We start from the raw sequence: 18185 nt of genomic DNA on the forward strand, positions 1-18185 counted from the left end.
AAGTCGTTTGATTATCCTTTTCATAGCGACTTTTTTTTTTGACTATAATTTTTACAACCTTTCTCTAATGATGCCATGACCAATACCATGTCGATATCAGAATTAGCAAAAAGGCTTAATAGTCTTATCGAGCAGAAGAAAACCAGTCGATTCGAACTTGATATAAAAAAGAAGGATCTGGAACGTCACGAACAGCTCCTTCGAAAAGGAATTATTTCAGAACAAAATTATGAAAGCAAACAGTTAGAGTATTTGAACTTTTTAAAAACCCACCAAAATATGGATGTTTTGATATCACAACTCAAAGAGGCTTTAAGAGCGACCGAACAAGCATCAAAAACCATTGATTATAAACGAACCAGAGAAGAAACTCAATTATTGAAAAGCGTGTTTCATTCATATAATCAGCTAAAAATAGCTATTAATACATGGGAACAGGTTTATGTATTAAAATCTAATGACAAAGGCAAAGTCGCTTTTTCAAAGCATTGGCATTCCGGTCAAACCGTGACTGCTGGAGATTTGGTTTTTACCATTTCCCCAATGCACAACCCATACTATATAGCGAGATTAAGAACACCCAAGACCAATTCAGGTAAAATCCAAGTGGGGCAGAAGGTTAATATTAAACTTTATGATTATCCGGAATATGAGTTCGGGGTAATCCGAGGTAAGATAAAAAGTATATCAGCAATTTCAGATGCAGCTGGTACTTACAGTATTGATGTTATTGTACAAAAAGAATTGGTTACTTCCTTTGGAAATAGTATTGAATTTAAACAAGAAATGAAAGGTGAGGCTGATATAATTACTGAAGATTTGAGACTTTTGGAACGATTTATATATCAGTTTAAGGGGCTTTATAACCGTTAATCAAGGTGTAAGAAAAAGGATTTTAGTTATTATACAACGGACTGTCTAAACTTTTATTTACATTTAGTTTATCTCTTAGAGCTTTCATATCATCACTTACTTTTCTATCTAATATTTTTGCATAATGTTGTGTGGTTCTTAATGATTTATGTCCTAGCATCTTACTAACTGATTCTATAGGTACTCCGTTTGTAAGAGTGACAGTAGTTGCAAATGTATGGCGAGCAAGATGAAAAGTTAAGTTTTTGGAGATTCCACACAAGTCTGCAATTTCTCTTAGATAAGCATTCATTTTTTGATTGCTTAAAACTGGAAGTAATTTGTCATTTTTTAATAAATTCGGATATTTTCGATATTTTTTTAAAATAGCAATGGCCGTTGGTAAAAGGGGTATGTTGCTCCGTGTGTCAGTTTTTGCTCTTTTTATTTTAATCCATTTATCTCCGTCGATTCCAATAACAATATCGTTGTCAGAAAGCTTTTTTACATCCGCATAAGCCAAACCAGTAAAGCAACAAAATATAAAAATATCCTTTACATAATCTAATCTTTCCGTATGTAATTCCTTTTCCGTTATTGACTGTAATTCATCTTTAGTTAAAAATTCCCTGTCCACAATTTTCAATTTTCCTTTCCAATGTAAAAAAGGGTCTTTACTAATCCAATCATTTGCAAATGCTATTCTTATTATTTTCTTAAAATTCGTCACGTATTTTATTGCAGTATTATGAGCACATTTTCTTTTTGTCTTAAGGTAGTATTCAAAACCACTAATAAATTTATGGTTAACCTCTTTAACAGGTATATCATTTAAATTATACTCTAAGTTGATGTAATCCGAAACGTGTTTTTTTGCAGTTTTGTAGCGTTCGATAGTACCAGAAGCAAATTCTTTACCCACAAGTCTCGCAATTTTATCATTATGATCTTGAAAGATTTCCAATAGCATCTTGTGTTTTATATTTTTTCCTAGATAGATATTTTTGATAATTTCTGAGGAAATTAATTGTTTGTTTTCAGAAAGAGTTTCTTGGATTTTATAAACTTTAACTTTAATAGCATCCATATATCTATTAAGTTCACGAACATCAGCAGTAGTCCCTCTAACCTTTCCAGCTTCTGAATTCCATTTAGTCAAGAGCACTTTTCGTTTTATGCTAAATTCACTGCGTTTACCATTTACAGTAATTCTTAAGTAAATCGGAACATTATTATTTTTATCAATATCGTTTCCTCTAGGATAGAATAAGACTGAAAATGTAGTTTGCATCGGTGCGTAGCTTGTAATCTCTTTTAAGATACAAAATATTCAAACACGAATTACATGTAAAGTGTTGTTTAGTAGTGTTTAATAGAAATTCGGTGCGTAATTTCTATTGAAAATTTACGCACCGAATCCCGCACCTTTTATTTAATATTAAATCATTTTGTTTGCTATTGAATAAAATTAAAAAACCCCATAAACATAATGTTTATAGGGTTTTGATGGAATATAGTTAATTCCTAGCGGAGAATGAGGGATTCGAACCCCCGGAGGTGTGACCCTCAACAGTTTTCAAGACTGCCGCATTCGACCACTCTGCCAATTCTCCTTGAGTGCCTCATCAGGTATTCCCTGAATGCGGGTGCAAATATAAGAGCCTTTTTCCTTGTATTCAAATAAAAACTAAACTTTTTTTATAATAAATTTTAAGTGCTTCAAAATCTGCATATTTTGCATGGCAATATTATAATAAATATAAAAGCAAACCTTATTTTTGCAAAAATAGATTACATATTAATGGATACCATACAACAGCTAAAGTGGCGTTATGCAACAAAAAAATTCGACGCCACCAAAAAACTAACCAAGGCCAAATTAAATATCATAACAGAAGCCTTTAATTTAACCGCAACATCATTTGGTTTGCAAACCATAAAACTGGTTGTAATCGAAAATAAAACAGTTAGAGAGCCATTAGTAGTTCACTCATACAACCAAAAACAAGTGTTAGATGCGTCGCATTTATTGGTAATCTGCATACAAGATAATATAGAGGAAATCGATGTTTCGGCCTATTACCAAAACATAAAAAACACGCGTAACACCCCAGAAAACATATTAAAACCCTACCGCGAAGGTTTAGTAAGCATGATGCAAGGTAAATCGCAGCAAGAACGTCAAGAGTGGTCCAAAAACCAAGCATACATTGCTTTAGGCAACCTGCTAACCGTCTGTGCTATCGAAGCCATCGATTCCTGCCCCATGGAAGGATTTATACCAGCCAAATACGACGAAATCCTTAAATTAAACCAAAAAGGACTAAAATCCGTATTACTTTTACCCATAGGTTATCGCGCAGAAGACGACATGTTTTCAACTCTAAAAAAAGTTAGAAAACCAATCGAAGAAGCCGTAATAAACATATAAATAATTTGGGCGTTACCACAAGGGTCGGGCTTTACGCTATATCTTTTTTTGCCATATATGGCAGCAAAAAAAAGGATGCCGCTACAATCCCTAACGCAAAGGCAAGGTCCCAATCAACATAAAACAAAATAGAATATGCCAGGATTTGAATTATTTGGAGATTTAGAAAGAAAACAAGTAAACGATGTATTAGATAACGGCGTACTTATGCGCTACGGTTTCGATGGTATGCGTAATGGCCACTGGAAAGCAAAAGAACTAGAAACCGAACTTCAAAACACATTTCAGTCCAAACACGTACAATTAGTATCATCGGGTACAGCAGCCGTATCGGTAGCCTTAGCATCAGCAGGAGTAGGAGCGGGAGACGAGGTAATCATGCCAACTTTCACCTTCGTAGCCAGTTTCGAGGCTATAATGATGCTTGGAGCAATACCCGTTTTGGTCGATATAGACGATACTCTAGGATTAAACCCAGAAGCTGTAGAGCAAGCCATAACACCAAATACAAAAGCCATTATGGTGGTACAAATGTGTGGTAGTATGGCAAATATGGACGCATTGCAAACCATTGCAGAAAAACATAATATATTACTAGTCGAAGATGCATGTCAAGCCATTGGCGGAACCTATAATGGCAAGCCACTAGGAAGCATAGGCGATTTAGGCTGTTTCTCATTCGATTTTGTAAAAACCATAACCTGCGGCGAAGGCGGAGCCGTAATAACCAACAATAAAGACTATTACTTAAATGCCGACCATTATAGCGATCATGGTCACGATCATGTAGGAAATGATAGAGGAGCCGAAACACACCCCTTTTTAGGCTATAACTTTCGTATTTCAGAGCTTCATGCAGCAGTAGGGTTAGCTCAAGTAAAACGCTTACCAGAATTTTTAGAACTGCAAAAAAAGAATTTCAATATATTAAGAGACGCTTTATCTCAAATTCCAGAAGTTACTTTTAGAACCGTACCAGAAGGCGGCGTAGAAAGTTGTGCCTTCTTAAACTTCTTCTTACCAGATCTAGAAACCACCAGAAAAGTTATTCAAGCTTTTAAGACAGAAGGTGTCGATGTATGTTGGAATTATTACGATAATAACTGGCATTACATTCGCGAATGGAACCATTTAAAAGACTTAAAATCGCTATTTCCAATCTCTAAAGAGGTTAAAGAAGGTTTAAGTTACCTTAAAACAAAAACTTTCCCAAAATCCGATCATTATATTGGCAGAAATATATCGTGTTTAATAAAATTATCATGGACCGAGGCAGAGGTTAAGGAGCGTGCTTCTAAAATGGTTAAAGCAATAAAAGAAAATATTTAGTGCTTTATAAATTAGTTATAGAACAAAGTTATCTATAAATACTTTAATCATTTAAACTTGTAAAAACCCTATTAAAAACTTTAATCACTAAAGTTTTTAATAGGGTTTTTTTATGCTTGTAAGTGTGTTGAATACTTAATAAAAAATACAAGCCAATTAATTAGGTTAAAAATAACTGTATCTAATTAGCATTTCAATACATCATATTATTTCCCTTAAATGCAAATTCAAAAAATCCAAAAAATGGTCTTGGGTTCTTTATTTAACTAAATAAAAACCGCTTGAGTTCCTTGTTATCAATAGCCTGTTACATATATTGCATCAATTGTTACATATGTGATATTCCTTTATATAACGGAGTTTTACATTTGGAATAATTAATAGCGTAACTATTTACCTAAATTAAAAGTGCTTAATAAAATTAGACTTTACTAGGTAATAATCAATCTCTCCTAAAGCAAATAGTTTTCTAAATACTAATCATTTAGAAAAGGTGTTTACAATTAAAATTAACAGCTATAAAATAACGCTATGAAACAATATTACACATTTTTTGTATTGGCATTTATGTTAGGTTTTCTAAACAGTAATTCGCAAACCGAATTTAGAAAAGATTCAACACATATTTACTCATGGTTTAATGGGGATTGGTTGCACCAAACCCGAGAACTTTATGCGTTTGGGTACGAGGGGAATAAAGAAACACATGTATTGCGGTTACATGCTAGTGGCAGTAATTGGGTTAATTATTATCAGCGTAATAAGGATTATGATGCATCAAATAATATTACAGAAAGTATTCAACAAAATTGGAGAGATGGAGCTTGGGTTGATGCATCAAGAGATACCTATGTTTACGATGGTATGGGCAATGAAATTCGATTCCAGTATGCCATAAAAATTGATGGAGTATGGACTGTTTTTAGAAGAGAAATTAGTACTTACAACGGCAATACACTAAGCTCTAAAACCTTTGAGAATAGAAATGGTGGTAATGATTTGGTGTCAGAAAAAAGATTTTTATACGATTACGGACTTACTTCTTACACCCTTCAAGAGGAGATAGAACAAATCTATTATGCCGATGTTTATGTTTGGCAAAATGTAGGGAAAATAAAGTATACCTATACAGACTTTAATGAAATTGAAAAGGTAGAGGACATCGGTTTCAATCAACAAGACGGTGCTTTTAATGATTTTGCAACGTTGCAAACATTTTTCAACTACAATGTTTTACAACAATTGGAAAGTCAAGTTTATCAAATTCATATAAATGAAGGTTATAGAAATCAAGAACAATATCTTTTTGTTTACGAGTTAGGAAACCAAACAGAATTTATAAGGCAAGAATGGGATAATACTAATAGCATATGGAAAAATGCATCCAGAATACTACGCACTTTCGATGCTAATAATAATGAAACATCATTAATATACCAATCATGGAAAAGCGATATCGAATCCTGGCAAGGTTTCACACGTATAGATTCTTTTTGGAGTGCTTCTGAAGCTTTTGATGTTACACTTACTACTAATAAACCCAAAGATATGGAGTATGCTATTTCGGTATATCCAAATCCAACTTCAAATTTTATAACTATTAATAGTACTTCGCCAGTAAATTATGTAACGTTTTTTAATCTTCAAGGAAAACGACTGTTTTTAAGCAAAAACCAAACAAAAATTGATGTAAGCCAATTAGAGTCAGGTTTGTATTTGGCTAAAATAGAATATGGGAGTAATACAATTACAAAAAAGGTAATTATTAATTAAAAAAATAGAAAAAATTATGTTTACGATTAAGCTAAAAATCAAAACCATTGTAAAAGGATTAATCATGCTATGTTTTGTAGCAATTACTCAATTAGTAAGTGCCCAACAAGGCTTTAACTATAAAGCCATTTTAAAAGATGCCGATGACAATGTGCTAAGCAATACTTACATGACGGTACAATTTAGCATTCATCAAAACACAGCATCGGGGGCTGTAGTATATCAAGAAGACCATAATTACACCACCGATGCTAACGGACTAGTAATACTAAACATAGGTACAGACACCACTCCAAGTATAGGTGACTTTAGCACTATTGAATGGGGTAAATACCCTCATTTTTTACAAACAAGCATTACTTATAGCGGTGGCACTATTAATTTTGATGCCACCGAGTTTATGGCAGTGCCTTATGCTAAACATTCTCAAATTGCAGAAAGAATTATTACACTTCCTGAACCTTATATTTTAGGAAGAAGTTCAATAAGCTCTAATGCAAGATTTCAATATAATGGAAAACACGGATGGCAGGCTGCACAAAAAATGTGTGAAGCAACCTATCCTGGAGATCCTAATGTACGTGCTTTTACTTTAGAGCAAATAACCCAAGCCATAGTTTTAGGAAACTATGATGAAGCTAATTTAAGTAGTATTGATCAAGTACGATTTTGGGCAATTACACCAATTACCTACAATGTAAATAATACCTATTTTCCAAGTGCTCATGAAAATAATGCTCAAGGGCTCAATATTAACGCTGGAGATAGTGGTCGAGGAACAATAGGAGAAATACGTATCGAAGATTCAACTTTTATAGAAAACGGGAGTAATCCTTTTAAAACGTATTTAAAAGTGTTTAATGGGATTGGTCCAAATTTTAATTATCCATGTATGTGTGGTACATATAAATAATTTCGGTCTTGAATTTATATAGATATTACTGCGAAAATCTTAATTTAAGTTAGTTATAAATTTAATGGTATACAAACTTTAATCTAAACCCATGAAAGCATTCAAAGTCATTTTACTACTCTCCATACTTGTTTTGTCTTGTAAAAATGACACAAAAACAACGGTTGAAAATAAAACGCCAGAGGCAGAGGTCGTTAAAAAAGAAACGCCGCGTGAAACCATTAAAAAACAGGAAGGTACATTTCTCTGTAACATAAACGGTGAAGCTTGGAATTATACCAAAGCCTCGGGTATTGTAAGCCGGCATAAAAAAACGCAAAAGCGCACAGCTATTATTACGTTCACAAAACAATTAGAAAAAGGTAAGGAAAGTGTGCAGCTTTTTTATGATGGCGATACTGATTTATTAGAAGAAGCTACAGCCATTCTTAAAACACCAAAAAAAGGTGGCGGAACTATGAGTGCCATGTATCAACTTAAAGTAAAAGGAGGCAAGCGTGTTCCAGAAAGTAAAATTAGCGGCACCTTAGATTTATCGAACCTAAATGCTTCAGGAACTGCGGAGGTATCACACATGAAAATTCGTTTTGAAGAAGATAAATTAGCAGATGAAGCCATGGGAACACTGTCCTTTACACCAATTAGTTTTAGTGGTGTAGGTTACTCAGATGCAGAAAAACTATTTCAAACTAAATAATTTAAAACGATTTAATTATGAAAACAAAAATGACGCTATTCATCATGTTTTTAACAACCATGGCTTTTGCTCAAAAAGGTATTAATTATAAGGCTATTATAACAGACGGAAGTGGTAATTTAATAGCCAACACAAAAATAGAGGTGCAGTTTAATATATTAAAAAGTGCTGCGCAAACCAATGTGTATTCTGAAATTCACGAACCAACTACCGATGATAAAGGCATTATAGTTATCAATATTGGAGAAGGAACATTAAATACTGGAAGTCCAGATTTTACAAGTATAGAGTGGGGCATAGACACTCATTTTCTAAATGTTTTAATTGATAAAGGAGATGGTTTAGTTGATATGGGAACAACTGAGTTTAAGGCTGTGCCTTATGCTTTAAATGTTGCTAAAAAGCAGCATGTACTAAGTGTTCCAGCAGCTGTGTTTTATCCCAATAATGAGGTGTGTTCTTTTTTCAATTCAATAGGTCCGGGTGGAGCAGAAATAACTAATACCAATGGGTCTACATCAGTATGCGTATTACAGGCTTCAGTACAATTGCCTCATGGCGCACATATAGATACTTTTACAGTGTATTACATTGATAATTCGGAGGCTCAACTAGCAATACAATTAATTAAAGAAAGTTTTGAACCTGGTTTTGCTTTAGTTTCAGATATTATTGAAACGACTGGAAATTCGACTGATATTATCGAAGAAACGGTAGCACTCGATCATGTTGTAGATAACAATAATGGCGGGTATTTTGTTCGAGTATATTGTAGAAATTGGGACGCTTTTGGGGCAAAGAAAATTAAAGGTGTAAAAATTGTATACACGTATTAATAATTAAAAACAGACTAAAAAAATAAAATCATGAAAACAAAAATTATAATATTAAGTCTATTAATTTCCTATTTGGGAAATTCTCAAGCCATAGACAAATATAGTATAGATTCTGGAGGAGGATTAGCAAGTGCTGATGGCATCCAAATGGTTTACACAATTGGTGAAGTTAATGTGCAAGAATTGCGTGTTAATAGTATGCTTCTTTCCGAAGGTTTTATTAATGGTGATATGGAGCAAATCACTTTATCTTCAAATAATTTAGAGTTTGAATCGGGTTTTAAAATATACCCAAACCCTACATCAGATGTTATTAATATAGAATCCTCGCACCCAATAGATAAAATTAATATGTATAACTTATTAGGAAAAAAAGTGCTCTCTGTTAATAATACAAATAGGGTAGCGCTAGATGGTTTACCTGTAGGTATCTATTTGATAAATGTACAATATAACAATGCGATGATTACAGAAAAAGTTATTATAAAATAATATAAATCTGAATGTAAAATAGAATAAAAATTAAAAGTAGTCTTAAATAAATTTAAAATAATCAGTATTATGAAAACAAAAACAATCAACATCAAATTAAGAAGTTTAACTATAATTTTTCTCGCATTACTAGCGTTTAATTGCAGTGATGATGAAGATGAGAAAGTAACTACCGTTGAGGTGTGGAAAGTGACTTCAATAACTACAGAAAATGTTTATGATTTTAACAAAGACGGAACTGAATCGAATGATTTGTTTTCGGAATTGGATTGTACATTTAATCAAACCCTGACATTTAAAAGTGATAAAACTGGGCTTTTTTCAGCGGCAAGTACTTTAGCACTTTATGTTGGAGCAGATGGAAATACGGTTGAAGCTGCTTGTATTCAAGGAGAAAGTTTTAATGCAGATCTCACATGGTCAGAAACAGAAAGTAATAGAACATTATTAATAAATGGAGAAAGTATTGTTGGAACTATTTCAGGTTCTCAACTAATTTATAATTCTGAATTACCCGTGTATTCAGATGACTCCGGGGATTCTATTGAATATTACGAAGGTATTAGATTTGTTTATGATTTACAATAAGTTTAAAAAAAGTAAAAGGAGCACAAAGTATTTAACTTTATGCTCCTTTTTATTTTAAGTCTAAGTTAAAACCTTATAGGGTCTAGTAATTTACATAATCCACAATCTCCAAACCATAACCAATTAAACCAACACGTTTAGTTTGTTTGGTGTTCGAGATTAATTTAAGTTTATGTATGTTTAAGTCGTGCAGTATTTGGGCACCAATACCAAAATCTCTATTGTCCATATTAATTTTTGGAGCTCTAGCTACCTCATTTGGTGTTTGATGTTCCTTTAAAAAGGATAATCGACTCAATATATTCATCGATTGAATTTCTTGATTAATAAACAGTATAGCGCCTTTACCTGCATCATTAATAACCTTAAACATATCGTCCAACTGCTGGTCGGCATTGTTGGTTAATGTGCCTAAAATATCATTATTAAATAAGGTGGAGTTAATTCTAGTAAGCACCTCTTCATTATCCCTCCATTGGCCTTTTGTTAAAGCTATATGAACTTGATTATTAGTAGTTTGCTTGTATGCTCTTAATCTAAAACTTCCAAAGCGAGTTTCAATTTGAAAGTCTTCTTTTTTATCAATTAAAGAATCATGTTGCATTCTATAAGCTACTAAATCTTCAATAGAAACTATTTTTAAATCTAACTTTTTAGCAACTTTAAATAGTTCTGGTAAACGAGCCATAGAACCATCATCATTCATGATTTCTACAATTACACCTGCTGGATTTAAACCCGCTAGTCTAGCAAAATCTATCGCAGCTTCGGTATGTCCTGTACGTCTTAAAACACCACCTTCTTTAGCTACTAAAGGAAAAATATGACCTGGTCTAGCCAATTCAAAAGGTTTAGTATCATCGTTAATTAAGGCTTGTACGGTTTTTGCACGATCGCTAGCAGATATACCAGTTGTAACACCATTTCCTCTTAAATCTACCGATACTGTAAAAGCAGTTTCCATAGGATCCGTATTGTTACGAACCATCATGCCTAGTTCAAGCTCTTTACACCTGTTTTCGGTTAAAGGTGCACAAATAAGACCTCTACCATGAGTGGCCATAAAGTTTATCATTTCCGGTGTTACTTTATCGGCAGCAGCCAAAAAATCACCTTCATTCTCACGATTTTCATCATCGACCACAATAATAACTTTTCCGTTTCTTATGTCGTCTATAGCTTCGTGTATAGTATTTAGCTTAAACTCTTGTTTTACTTTTTGTGTCATAGTGCTAACCATCATAATGCAAAGATATGGCTTATTTTAAGGATTCTAAACAAATGGCCTTTAAGTCAGTTTTTATTTTTTCTCTTAATAGAAAATGAACAATAAAGTATAAAGGCAGTCCAAGTATTAAAAGTCCAATACTAGGTTTGTTTTCTGTTTTATTGATTTGATTATAAAATTGATAGCTGTTAATTATCGATTTTATATAATACACAACAAATAATATCAATGAAATAATACTAAGTTGTATAGATGCTGTTGCCAGCGGTACTAATTTATTATTTTTAAACACAAAGAACAGGACTAGCAATACAATACCTATAATATAAAGCACTATGGCGAATTTAGAATGTTCTTTGTAATTTGTGCTTATAGCTTCAGTAGTGTCGTAACATTCATTGATAGCTAAATGGCTTGCTCTTAAGTCTGAAGTGGTTAAACCTCTTGAGGTTAATAACTCAAGCGCTTTATGTTTTACAGCTTCATCATGATGTTTTACAGCTTCATCATGGTTTAACGTATCAAAATTATTAATGGTGTTAATTAGCTCTTCATTATTATAATTTTGTAAAAATTTAAAATCGACAGCATCTTTTTCTTTTATTTTAAATAGCTTTTTAAAAGGTTCTACAATACCTCCAAAATCCACTAAACCTCTATCGGCCGTTGCTCTTTTAGTTAAGAAAACACCCAATGGAAGCATGAGTAATGTTGAGAACCAAGGTGCTAGAATGGGATTGAAATCTCCAGATTTAGCACTATTCATAGCAAAAATGCCAATAAAGTGATAGGTTAAAAATAGGAGTATAGCAATAACTAACGGTAAGCCAATACCACCTTTTCTAATTAAAGCGCCTAGAGGTGCACCAACGAAGAATAAAATTACACAGGCAAAACCTAAGGCAAATTTTTCATGGAGAGAAATAACATGTCTGTTAAGCCATGTTTTAGAAACCTTCATTGAGGCATCTCTTGTATTTATAAATTGTTTGGAGCTAATCATGGATTTTGAAGTAACATCCACCAATTGTATTTTCTGCTTCGTATCGAATAGATCGAGAATGGGGCCATCATAATTGATGGTATCACTAATTCTTTTTCTAGTTGGCATTTTCTGCGTAATTCCGGTACGAGTGAATAGATTTTTAGAAAAAGCTTCAGTTTCATCGTTATATTTTAATACCAATGAATCGATTGTTTTGGTTAATCCATTAACGTCTAACATGTTGTATTTGTCGGTTTGCGACTGCTCATCAAAATCGACATCATTCATGTTAGATAAATCGATGTTTATAATTTTAGTTTCAAACTTACTTTTTACGAAGGGCTTTTTATTTTTATCGGCTCTCTTTTTAGGGTTAATATCGCTATAATAATAACCATCGGTTAAAATAAGCTTTAAAACATTAGAGTCTTCTTGACTAGCAAGTTCGCCAGTTTTAGAGGTAATTACGGTAGCATTAGATCTGCCATCATCGCCTTTAAGATGTATGGTAACATCTTCTAAATATTGGTTTCTATCACCACTTTTCTTTTCAACCTTTATATTATATGGTGTAGACTCTATGGGGTTAAATTGGCCTTCGGCAATAGCCATTGAAGGTTTTAGTTTAGCAATGTTTTTTCTTAGGTTATATGAATTAAGCTCTGCCCAAGGAATAACATTGTTTGAAAAGAAAAAAGTTACAATACCCAAGCCTACAATAAAAACACTTAACCCAGACATGGCACGTTGTAACGAAATACCTGTGGATTTCATGGCTGCAAACTCATAGTTTTCTGCAAAACTACCAAACACCATAATAGATGCTAAAAGAATGGTAAGCGGCAAAACTAAAGGGATAAGCTTAGGCATAAAATAAGCCAAAAACTTAAAAATTATTACAATATCTAAATCTTTACCGGCTAGCTCTTTTATGTAAAGCCATATGGTTTGTAAAACAAAAATCAGCATGAGTATGATAAACACGCTGAAAAAAGTTTTAAGGTATGTTGTTATTATGTAGCGATCTAGAATTTTCACTCGTTTGGGCCTAATCTAATTTATTAATGTAATAATCTTGATATTTATTAGCATCAAAGGTAAATAAGGTTTTTGATAAAGGCTCATTAGTTTTAAAAGAATTAACAGTAAGTGTTGTTTTTGTACTGTTTTCGCCTATTTGAATCAGGTTATAGATGTGTTTTGTTTGTGCATCAATACCTAAAAGAATACTTTTTATTTCGGAATTCGAGTCGATCGGTAAAAGTTTAACGTACTGTATTTTTCTGCCGTTTATATTTTGAACGATATCTAAAGTGTATGTATAACCATCTTCATAAAACGAAAGCATTTTACTTGGTGTAATGGCATCATTTTCTTCATCGATGTTTGATGTAATGGTTACTTCTTCATCTTCAGTGCTAATGCTGTACATGGTTTTACCATCAAAAAGTCTTGTAATACCAAGTATGTTTAATCGGTATTTTTCACCTTGCATAACCACATCACCTTTAGTTTCTTGCTTTATGTTTTCTGATATATTTTCTAAAGTGTATTTAAAATCTAGAGAAATATTGTCATAGCTTTTTACTTTTTCTGAAACTTCATTTAATAATGTTTTAGCCTTGTTTTGAGCAAAGGCGTTTATTGAAAGTGTAATTAATAATACAGTTAATAATTTTTTCATTGAAAATTTAAATTTTTTAATTCCGCGTATGCGAAAAAGGTACTTAATTATATTTCGTTTTCTAAATGTTGATCTAAGGCAATTAAATCTGTAACTAATACTTGTCTTGCCTTACTACCTTCAAAAGGACCTACTATTCCTGCTGCTTCTAATTGATCGATTATTCTACCAGCTCTATTATAACCTAATTTTAATTTACGTTGCAATAACGAGGCCGAACCTTGTTGTGCTGTTACAATAACTATAGCCGCATCTTTAAACAGTTTGTCTCTATCGGATATATCTATATCAAGACTTGTGCCACTTTCTTCGCCAACATACTCTGGCAGTAAATAAGCATCTGGATATGCTTTTTGTGCACCAATAAAGTCTACTATTTTTTCAACTTCTGGCGTGTCCACAAAGGCACATTGTATCCTTATCATGTCGTTTCCTTGAGTGTATAGCATATCTCCGCGACCAATAAGTTGGTCGGCTCCTCCAGCATCTAAAATAGTTCGCGAATCGATTTTACTAGATACTCTAAAGGCAATACGTGCAGGGAAATTTGCTTTAATAATACCCGTAATTACATTAACGGAAGGACGTTGCGTTGCTATAATTAAATGAATACCAATGGCACGCGCTAATTGGGCTAATCGGGCAACTGGTGTTTCTACTTCTTTACCAGCAGTCATAATTAAATCGGCAAACTCATCAACCACCAAAACAATGTATGGTAAATATTGGTGCCCATCGTTAGGGTTTAGTTTTCTAGCTTTAAACTTAACGTTGTATTCTGCTATATTTCTACAAAGTGCATTTTTTAGCATTTCGTAACGGTTATCCATTTCTATGCATAACGAGTTTAGCGTATGGATAACTTTAGTATTATCTGTAATAATAGCATCGGCTTCGTCTGGAAGTTTTGCTAAATAATGACGTTCAATTTTATTGAAAAGCGTAAGCTCTACTTTTTTAGGGTCGACCAAAACAAACTTAACTTCGGCAGGGTGTTTTTTGTAAAGTAACGAGGTTAAAACGGCATTTAAACCAACAGATTTACCTTGACCCGTAGCACCAGCCATAAGCAAGTGAGGCATTTTAGCTAAATCGACTACAAAAGTTTCGTTACTAATGGTTTTACCTAAAGCAATAGGTAAATGCATTTCTGAGGCTTGAAATTTCTTTGAAGCAATAACAGAGCGCATTGAAACTATAGTAGAATTTTTGTTTGGTACCTCGATACCAATAGTACCTTTTCCAGGAATTGGAGCAATAATACGTATCCCTAATGCGGCAAGTGATAATGCAATATCATCTTCTAAATTTTTAATTTTAGAAATACGAATTCCGGCTTCGGGTACAATTTCATATAATGTAACTGTTGGTCCTATGGTTGCTTTAATACTAGAAATACCAATTTTATAATTGTTTAGTGTATCAACAATTTTGTTTTTGTTTTCTTCAAGCTCTTCCTGGTTAATAGTAATACCTTCGGTATCGTACTTTTTTAATAAATCGAGCGGTGGGTATTGGTATTTTGATAACTCTAAAGTGGGGTCAAACTGCCCAAAGTCTTCAACAAGCTTGTTAGCTAAATTATCATTTTCAGAACCTTCTTCAATAACCTCTTCAACCTTTATTTCTAAGGCTTCGGGTTCTTCTTCAATTTCTGGTTCTGGTATTTTTACTTCTAAAGGCGCCGTTTCTATTTTTGGTTTAGTAACTACAGGTTTAGGTTCGGTAACTATAGGTTTCGGTTCTGGTGTTTTAGTTTCTAAAGCTAATTCGTGCGCTGTTTTTATAGCTTCAGCTTCATCAGATAAACTATTATCAAAAGGAACAACAACATCATCTTTCATGTCTTGAAGCTCATCTTTAATATCTTTCTTGGCCGATTTAAAAAGATTTGTAATACTCTCGAAAGTTACTTTAAATCGAATGGCTAAATAGGTTATTAACCCAAATAAAAGTAGGAGAGAAGTACCAATTTTGCCAATATAGTCTTGTAGGAAGCTATTAATTTCAAAACCAACTACACCACCTAAAATATCGTTTTTATTTCCAAAGAATCCAAAAAGAATAGACAACCAAATAATTATAAGCACCCCCCAAAACCAGTGTTTTCTTAATTTGGTAGTCGCGATGTTCATTAAAACATAAACACCAGATAAAAATATTAATCCCGAAAATATAAAGGATGCTACGCCAAAACCACGTTGTATAAAAAAGTCGCTTAACCAAGCGCCAGATTTACTTAACCAGTTTTGTGTTTTTACTTCTCGAGATGTAAAGTCGGATAGTGTACTTTGGTCTATTTCTCCTGTAAATAGAAAAGAAACAAAGGCAATAAAAAGCAATAGTCCTGTAATAACAAGAAAACTCCCTAAAACCAACTTTTGTTGACTAGACAATTTAAAACTAGGTGCTTTTAATTTTTTTCTAGGTTCTTTTTTAGTCTTTGGTTTGCTTTTAGCCATTAATGGTGTGCGATTTCAAAAATTTGGATTGTATTTTATAACTGAACAAAAATACAAATTACTAACGTTAACGAAACTTTATTTTTAAAAATTGCTAAGCAAGGCATGTAATTTTTTTTAAAAGTGCGATAAGAAGACAAGGGGCACTTTTAAATTGCCCTTAAAATATTTTAGGAATGTATATAATAAGCCCAATAATACTAGAAAAAACAGAGGCTATAAAAACAGCCCCTGCAGCTATATCTTTTATTAAACCAATTTTGTCATGACGTTCTGGATGAATAAAATTTGCAATTTCTTCAATAGCAGTATTTACACCTTCAACACTCATAACTAAACCTATGGCTAATATCTGGACAATCCATTCTGTTGATGAAATGTTGTAATAAAACCCCAAAATCGTAACAAAAATAGCTATTACGAACTGAATTTTTATACTAGCCTCGGTTTTTAAAAGTAGGACAGCGCCCTTAAAGGCATATCCAACACTTTTTAATCGGTTTACTAAAAATGATTCTTTTTTAGGCATCTTGAAGCGCTTCTAGGGCAGCTTTGTAATTTGGTTCGTCTACAATTTCTCCAACTTGCTCCGTGTATTTTACAGTGCCGTTTTCATCAAGTACAACTACACAACGCGAGTGTAAACCTTCTAATGGGCCATCAACAATATTTAAACCGTAGGTTTTACCGAAGCTTCCATCTTTAAAGTCAGATAAATTTACAACATTATCTAAACCTTCGGCACCACAAAAACGACCTTGAGCGAAAGGTAAATCGCGAGAAACACATAATACTTTGGTGTTTCCTAATTCGCTTGCTTCCTTGTTAAATGTTCTTACAGATTGTGCACAAGTGCCTGTGTCAATACTAGGAAATATATTTAAAACCACCTTACTGCCTTTATAGTTGGTTAAACTATGCACTGCCAAATCGGTTGTAGTTAATAAAAAGTCTGGTGCTTTTGTTCCAACTTCAGGTAAATTACTTGATGTGTTTATTGGGTTTCCTTTTAAGGTTACTGTTGCCATGATTATTTGTTTTTTTATTAGTTTCGTAAAATTAAGAATAAATAGATGTTTAAACTATTTGTTTTATAATTTTTTAATCCTCTAAAAATGTGCGTGTTTCTTGCTTTTAAATTGGTTTTTAACGAAAGGCAATCGTTAAGGTCCTGTTAAAATCAGTACTATTTAAAAACCGCATAGTACTAAACCTCGTTAGTGTAACTGTAAATAAATAATAATCAAATTTTAAAACAAAAGTAATATTATGAAAACGTCAAAATTATTTAAATCTACAGTATTAGCCGCAGTTATTTTTACTTCAATATCAGGATTCGCCCAAGAAAAAATGATGAAGAAAGATAAAATGATGAAAGAACAAACCGTAATGGTTGGTGGTGCAGAAATGTATCCCAGTAAAAATATAATAGAAAATGCAGTTAACTCTAAAGACCATACTACTTTGGTAGCAGCAGTAAAAGCAGCCGATTTAGTAGAAACCTTATCTAGCGAAGGGCCGTTTACCGTATTTGCTCCAACAAATGCAGCTTTTGCAAAATTACCAGAAGGTACTTTTGAAACTTTAGTAAAACCCGAAAATAAAGCCATGTTACAAGGTATATTAACATACCATGTTGTTGCAGGAAAATGGAATGCTAAAGCAGTTTTAGAACTAATTAAAAAAGGAAATGGTAAAGCAGCAATTAAAACTGTAAGTGGCGGAACCATTACGGCTTGGTTAAAAAATAAAGACGTTTATATAACCGATGAAAACGGCAATTCTGCTATGGTTACTATAGCAAATGTTAACCAATATAATGGTGTTATTCATGTTATTGATACGGTATTGTTACCAAAATCTTAATTTATTAGGGATTTATTAAGATTGTGTAAAAACTGCTTCATTTTTTGAA

At 32.9% G+C, this 18185-nt stretch carries 17 protein-coding genes and 1 tRNA gene; 10 read left to right on the forward strand and 8 right to left on the reverse strand.

The window, feature by feature from the left end; genetic code table 11:
* The first annotated feature begins 87 nt into the window (after positions 1 to 87).
* Positions 88 to 873 carry an HlyD family secretion protein gene (locus tag AAFN75_RS14135; protein WP_411806943.1) on the forward strand — a complete coding sequence of 262 codons (786 nt, stop codon included), beginning with the start codon at positions 88 to 90 and terminating at the stop codon, positions 871 to 873.
* A 22-nt stretch (positions 874 to 895) separates the two neighbouring features.
* Here the strand turns inward: AAFN75_RS14135 and AAFN75_RS14140 are convergent, their stop codons facing one another.
* Both AAFN75_RS14140 and AAFN75_RS14145 read right to left on the reverse strand, forming a co-directional pair.
* Complete coding sequence (locus tag AAFN75_RS14140) at positions 896 to 2143, reverse strand: site-specific integrase (protein WP_411806944.1); 1248 nt, start codon at positions 2141 to 2143, stop codon at positions 896 to 898.
* Between the two features lie 237 nt (positions 2144 to 2380).
* A tRNA-Ser gene (locus AAFN75_RS14145) sits at positions 2381 to 2465 on the reverse strand.
* 188 nt (positions 2466 to 2653) lie between these two features.
* Between AAFN75_RS14145 and AAFN75_RS14150 the strand changes: the two genes are divergently transcribed.
* The 8 genes from AAFN75_RS14150 (at position 2654) to AAFN75_RS14185 (ending at position 9911) form a co-directional block, all read left to right on the forward strand.
* Positions 2654 to 3283: an NAD(P)H-dependent oxidoreductase gene (locus tag AAFN75_RS14150; protein WP_411806945.1), complete on the forward strand. Its 630-nt coding sequence runs from the start codon at positions 2654 to 2656 to the stop codon at positions 3281 to 3283.
* Positions 3284 to 3418: 135 nt separating this feature from the next.
* Entirely contained in the window at positions 3419 to 4612 is a 1194-nt protein-coding gene (locus AAFN75_RS14155; RefSeq protein ID WP_411806946.1) for a DegT/DnrJ/EryC1/StrS family aminotransferase, read from the forward strand.
* A 531-nt stretch (positions 4613 to 5143) separates the two neighbouring features.
* The gene (locus tag AAFN75_RS14160; RefSeq protein WP_411806947.1) at positions 5144 to 6385 is read left to right on the forward strand and encodes a T9SS type A sorting domain-containing protein; all 1242 of its coding nucleotides are present in this window, start codon (positions 5144 to 5146) and stop codon (positions 6383 to 6385) included.
* A 16-nt stretch (positions 6386 to 6401) separates the two neighbouring features.
* The gene (locus AAFN75_RS14165; protein WP_144117326.1) at positions 6402 to 7298 is read left to right on the forward strand and encodes a hypothetical protein; all 897 of its coding nucleotides are present in this window, start codon (positions 6402 to 6404) and stop codon (positions 7296 to 7298) included.
* Positions 7299 to 7389: 91 nt separating this feature from the next.
* A complete protein-coding gene (locus AAFN75_RS14170; RefSeq protein WP_144117328.1) occupies positions 7390 to 7995 on the forward strand; it encodes a hypothetical protein in 606 nt (201 codons plus the stop codon).
* A gap of 17 nt (positions 7996 to 8012) precedes the next feature.
* Positions 8013 to 8831, forward strand: coding sequence for a hypothetical protein (locus AAFN75_RS14175; protein ID WP_411806948.1), 819 nt, complete (start codon positions 8013 to 8015; stop codon positions 8829 to 8831).
* A 30-nt stretch (positions 8832 to 8861) separates the two neighbouring features.
* On the forward strand, positions 8862 to 9323 hold the full coding sequence (locus AAFN75_RS14180; RefSeq protein WP_411806949.1) for a T9SS type A sorting domain-containing protein: 462 nt from the start codon (positions 8862 to 8864) through the stop codon (positions 9321 to 9323).
* Between the two features lie 69 nt (positions 9324 to 9392).
* Entirely contained in the window at positions 9393 to 9911 is a 519-nt protein-coding gene (locus AAFN75_RS14185; protein WP_411806950.1) for a hypothetical protein, read from the forward strand.
* An 82-nt stretch (positions 9912 to 9993) separates the two neighbouring features.
* Here the strand turns inward: AAFN75_RS14185 and ribB are convergent, their stop codons facing one another.
* The 6 genes from ribB to tpx all read right to left on the reverse strand — a co-directional run bounded on the left by ribB (position 9994) and on the right by tpx (position 17298).
* A complete protein-coding gene (gene ribB, locus AAFN75_RS14190; protein ID WP_411806951.1) occupies positions 9994 to 11139 on the reverse strand; it encodes a 3,4-dihydroxy-2-butanone-4-phosphate synthase in 1146 nt (381 codons plus the stop codon).
* A gap of 31 nt (positions 11140 to 11170) precedes the next feature.
* Entirely contained in the window at positions 11171 to 13162 is a 1992-nt protein-coding gene (locus AAFN75_RS14195) for an LptF/LptG family permease (protein ID WP_411806952.1), read from the reverse strand.
* 10 nt (positions 13163 to 13172) lie between these two features.
* On the reverse strand, positions 13173 to 13808 hold the full coding sequence (locus AAFN75_RS14200) for a LolA family protein (RefSeq protein ID WP_411806953.1): 636 nt from the start codon (positions 13806 to 13808) through the stop codon (positions 13173 to 13175).
* Positions 13809 to 13855: 47 nt separating this feature from the next.
* Entirely contained in the window at positions 13856 to 16270 is a 2415-nt protein-coding gene (locus tag AAFN75_RS14205) for a DNA translocase FtsK (RefSeq protein WP_411806954.1), read from the reverse strand.
* Positions 16271 to 16430: 160 nt separating this feature from the next.
* A complete protein-coding gene (locus AAFN75_RS14210) occupies positions 16431 to 16799 on the reverse strand; it encodes a diacylglycerol kinase (RefSeq protein WP_411806955.1) in 369 nt (122 codons plus the stop codon).
* Positions 16792 to 17298: a thiol peroxidase gene (gene tpx / locus AAFN75_RS14215; protein WP_411806956.1), complete on the reverse strand. Its 507-nt coding sequence runs from the start codon at positions 17296 to 17298 to the stop codon at positions 16792 to 16794. The genes AAFN75_RS14210 and tpx overlap by 8 nt, the downstream gene beginning before the upstream one ends.
* 241 nt (positions 17299 to 17539) lie before the next feature.
* Between tpx and AAFN75_RS14220 the strand changes: the two genes are divergently transcribed.
* Positions 17540 to 18136 (forward strand): fasciclin domain-containing protein, encoded by a 597-nt coding sequence (locus AAFN75_RS14220; RefSeq protein WP_411806957.1) that lies wholly within the window; start codon positions 17540 to 17542, stop codon positions 18134 to 18136.
* The last annotated feature ends 49 nt before the right edge of the window (positions 18137 to 18185 follow it).

The organism is Algibacter sp. AS12 (assembly GCF_046736315.1).
Lineage (GTDB): Bacteria > Bacteroidota > Bacteroidia > Flavobacteriales > Flavobacteriaceae > Algibacter_B > Algibacter_B amylolyticus.

Bases quoted from the DNA above. Each gene is read 5' to 3' on its own strand.
- AAFN75_RS14135 (WP_411806943.1), top strand. From the start codon at position 88: ATGTCGATATCAGAATTAGCAAAAAGGCTTAATAGTCTTATCGAGCAG.
- AAFN75_RS14140 (WP_411806944.1), bottom strand. From the start codon at position 2,143: ATGCAAACTACATTTTCAGTCTTATTCTATCCTAGAGGAAACGATATT.
- AAFN75_RS14150 (WP_411806945.1), top strand. From the start codon at position 2,654: ATGGATACCATACAACAGCTAAAGTGGCGTTATGCAACAAAAAAATTC.
- AAFN75_RS14155 (WP_411806946.1), top strand. From the start codon at position 3,419: ATGCCAGGATTTGAATTATTTGGAGATTTAGAAAGAAAACAAGTAAAC.
- AAFN75_RS14160 (WP_411806947.1), top strand. From the start codon at position 5,144: ATGAAACAATATTACACATTTTTTGTATTGGCATTTATGTTAGGTTTT.
- AAFN75_RS14165 (WP_144117326.1), top strand. From the start codon at position 6,402: ATGTTTACGATTAAGCTAAAAATCAAAACCATTGTAAAAGGATTAATC.
- AAFN75_RS14170 (WP_144117328.1), top strand. From the start codon at position 7,390: ATGAAAGCATTCAAAGTCATTTTACTACTCTCCATACTTGTTTTGTCT.
- AAFN75_RS14175 (WP_411806948.1), top strand. From the start codon at position 8,013: ATGAAAACAAAAATGACGCTATTCATCATGTTTTTAACAACCATGGCT.
- AAFN75_RS14180 (WP_411806949.1), top strand. From the start codon at position 8,862: ATGAAAACAAAAATTATAATATTAAGTCTATTAATTTCCTATTTGGGA.
- AAFN75_RS14185 (WP_411806950.1), top strand. From the start codon at position 9,393: ATGAAAACAAAAACAATCAACATCAAATTAAGAAGTTTAACTATAATT.
- ribB (WP_411806951.1), bottom strand. From the start codon at position 11,139: ATGACACAAAAAGTAAAACAAGAGTTTAAGCTAAATACTATACACGAA.
- AAFN75_RS14200 (WP_411806953.1), bottom strand. From the start codon at position 13,808: ATGAAAAAATTATTAACTGTATTATTAATTACACTTTCAATAAACGCC.
- AAFN75_RS14205 (WP_411806954.1), bottom strand. From the start codon at position 16,270: ATGGCTAAAAGCAAACCAAAGACTAAAAAAGAACCTAGAAAAAAATTA.
- AAFN75_RS14210 (WP_411806955.1), bottom strand. From the start codon at position 16,799: ATGCCTAAAAAAGAATCATTTTTAGTAAACCGATTAAAAAGTGTTGGA.
- tpx (WP_411806956.1), bottom strand. From the start codon at position 17,298: ATGGCAACAGTAACCTTAAAAGGAAACCCAATAAACACATCAAGTAAT.
- AAFN75_RS14220 (WP_411806957.1), top strand. From the start codon at position 17,540: ATGAAAACGTCAAAATTATTTAAATCTACAGTATTAGCCGCAGTTATT.